At 51.9% G+C, this 3,332-nt stretch carries 1 protein-coding gene; it reads left to right on the top strand.

Translation table 11 applies throughout. From position 1 onward, the window contains the following. Positions 1-673: 673 nt before the first annotated feature. Positions 674-1,696, top strand: a complete 1,023-nt coding sequence (locus ACZIYX_RS23780; RefSeq protein ID WP_462684752.1) for a hypothetical protein — start codon at positions 674-676, stop codon at positions 1,694-1,696. The last annotated feature ends 1,636 nt before the right edge of the window (positions 1,697-3,332 follow it).

The following is a 3,332-nucleotide window of genomic DNA, read 5'->3' as shown; positions in this document are numbered from 1 at the left end:
AAGCCGTGGGCGCAATCGCGACGAATCTAGGGGGTCAAGGCGGGAATTGATCACTCCTGCGGAGACCGGGAGAGAGCGTCGCTCGAAGAGCCGTGATCGATCTTCACGTACGGGGGGATCCATCGACAGGCGGGAGGCGCTACACAAACGGCGGCGCAGTCGATCAAGGGAGCGACGTAGTCGGTCTAGAGACCGGCGAGACAGGAGACAAGGGGAGTCTCGGGGCCGAGACGAACGAGACACTAGAAGAGACGACAGCTCAAGAAGCGGTAGAGCATCGAAGGAGGCACGGCGAGAGGAACCGTGCACATCGTCCAAAGAGACAGAGCGTCCCCGAGAACTAAGATCGGTCGTTACGCGGGTAGTGAACACGGAAGGAGGGGTACTGAAAGTACGACCAGACGTACCGGAAATCCAGGTATCCCTGGAAAGCGACGACGGACGGAAGAAGCCCAAAGTGGCAGGTTCCGAGCGGGACAGCAGCTCGACCCCAACATCGGGAAAAGGGGGTATCCAATCACAGGAGGTGAAACCAAAAGGACGTGGTCGGGGAATCATGCTACCGGGGGCAAGGGTGAAAGCAGCGACGCCGCCTCCTCCGTTGACGTTGAAGGTGATAATCCAGAATGAGCTGGCGCAACCAGTCGATGATGGGCAAAGACCCTTGGCGGGAATGCGGGAGCAACAACAGCAACCGCAACAACAACAACAACTCCAGCAGCAGCAACCGGCAGGGGTTGCTCCGGCAAGGGCGCAGTACCCGGGAGCAGTGAAGGGGATGTTATTCTACGTGCGGAGGGTCAACAAGGAGCTGACCCCAGACCAACAATTCCGGGAACGGGCGAGATATCACCGGTGGCGACAGATTCAAGAAATCCGGCGGATATACGAGGCGAACGGACGTCAAGAAGGTGTGGGAGTCCGCACTTATGTGTACATCTTCTACAACGCGGAGTGGTTTTACAACTACCACCCGCGAGGATACATGTTGCGGCTGCATCGACGGTGGTTCCAGATGGAAGATTGGCTGGAAAGTGGGGAGACGCCACTCTCTCACCACATGAACGACAAGTTGAGGGCGATGGCAAAGATGTTCACAGCGGAACTGAAGACGGCGGGGAATCGATTCGGGAACTTGTCAATGGGACAATTCCTGTCGGCGGTGAACCTCATCGAAGTCACCTTCCGGGAGTGGCATATCGAGAACTACCAGCCAGCGTACGAACAGGGGTACGACGAAGCGTTGACGCTGTTGACACGGCGGATGCGGATGTTCGTCAGGTCAGCGGTACTGCGACCTGAATCATGGACAGGGTTCCTCCCGGTGATGGCGGTGGCGCCGTTGCACCTTCGGTTGTACGGGATCAGCCGGCCGAAGGACACTGCTGGATCAACGTGGGCTGTGGATAAATTTTTCTCAGACACGGAGTTTTGGGAACAGCGGGAGCTGATGCACGACGCACTGACGGCATTGCCAGTGGCAGACATGAACGAACGAACGGGTTGGGATGAAGACGACCCACTGCTAACGGGACTGTCAAAGATCACAACGCGGCTGTGCAATATGGCGATGGAGATGTATCAGCCGGTGGTACCATTGTGGGTGGATATGGAGGAGACGGATGAATTCCAAGGGGACATAGATATGGATGACGGCGGGTACACAGACATGGAGGACGAAGGCCTGCCGGAATAGCCAAAGAGCGATGTCCGGCAGGGCCATAGAGACTCATGTGGTGCGACAGGGGGCCGGTCTGGGTATGACAAAGAGGAGTGATAGTGAAATTTTTTTTGAGTAATTGAATTGATGATGTAATGTATGTACTTCATAGCGATGACAGTGGAAGTCATCGGTTTGTGGTGGGGGGGATGTAGTGATGCCTTTCACTAGTCCCCTATCCGCAAGACGACGGTCTGAAGCTGTCATGGCGTTGAAGTGCATTTTGTATGAAAATGCCATGATATTTTGTATTTTGCATAATATGCCTTGAAACTCGGGTTATTTGAAGTGCTTACTTGATACTGGTCATAATGATATGTCATTCCATGTATTTTGTCATGCATTGTATTGTGTATTTTTGTATACCTGCATGTAAATGGGGCTACCTCATTACCCGCTTACAACTCGGCACGTGCGGGCGTGCAATATTTACATAGCTAGGGCGCTAAAAAGCGCCATACAAGAACAGCGAGAAGCAACCACAAGGGAGACCGACGGCTTAGGCCTAGGGTATCGAACGACACAGGCAGAGACAGAGCCAATACGGCGCCTCCGAACTCAGTTTCGGTCCCAGGTGCAACCCAATACGGGCTGGGCCGAATCTGAGTTCACTTCGATAATTTTAGGGAATTATAATATACCATTTTGCTCGAAAACTCACATCCAGTCGACTTCAGAAAATCGTAGCGAGCTTGGTAGAGCAGTAGGTGGGTTTTAGATATTTTTAACGGGTTCCACGGCCCTTTTTACCCCAGAAAAAGTAGGGTTAGGCCCAATCCTTCTCGAAACGGGGTGTGGCGGACTCATTTGCTCGCCCGCGGACGTAATCTGACCACGAACGGGGGGAAGGTCCACAGCCGAGATCCGAGAACCACGAGGCCCATCGAGGCGTACCTAGGCTTAAAAGATAGCCCAAAACGGGAGCCTTAATATCAGTTATTTGTTTTACCATTGCCTGTGTATTGACTGAGTACTCGTTATTTTACTAACTGCCACTCGAAGATAATTACTAATAAAGAGATCTAACGGTGTTGTATTTTATCGGGGCGAATATCACTTGACAAGGGACAGCCGAACATCGAGAGCCCAATACGGGCCTATAAGAAGCAGAGAAGTTAATATGGGGGCCACGCCGTTCTGTCCCAAGTGATATTCGTGCCGCTAGAATTTACCAAAGTCAAGAAAAAGGAAAAGAAAAAGACCCCACGTTTTTTTTATTCACGTTTGGTGCGCTGTCAAAATCCAGGGACGGGTCACACAGACAAACGGACGACATAGTTCGATTCGTCAGGAGATTTGGCGTCGAAAAGGACTTGGGAGACAAATCGGTTGGAGGACATCCAAAGCTGCCATTGACGAAAAAGTGCCATTTTGCTGTTTTATTCACGTTTTGTGCTGTCAAAATCCAAGGACGGGTCACACAGACAAACGGACGACATAGTTCGAATCCTCAGGAGATTTGGCGTCGAAAAGGACTCGGGAGCCAAATCATTTGGAGGACATCCAAAGCTACCATTGACGAAAAAGTGCCATTTTGTTTTTTTATTCACGTTTGGTGCTGTCAAAATCCAGGGACGGGTCACACAGACAAACGGACGACATAGTTCGATTC

The organism is Aquimarina sp., from assembly GCF_977115655.1.
This window is presented reverse-complemented; position numbering and strand designations above follow the sequence as displayed.

Bases quoted from the DNA above. Each gene is read 5' to 3' on its own strand.
- ACZIYX_RS23780 (WP_462684752.1), top strand. From the start codon at position 674: ATGCGGGAGCAACAACAGCAACCGCAACAACAACAACAACTCCAGCAG.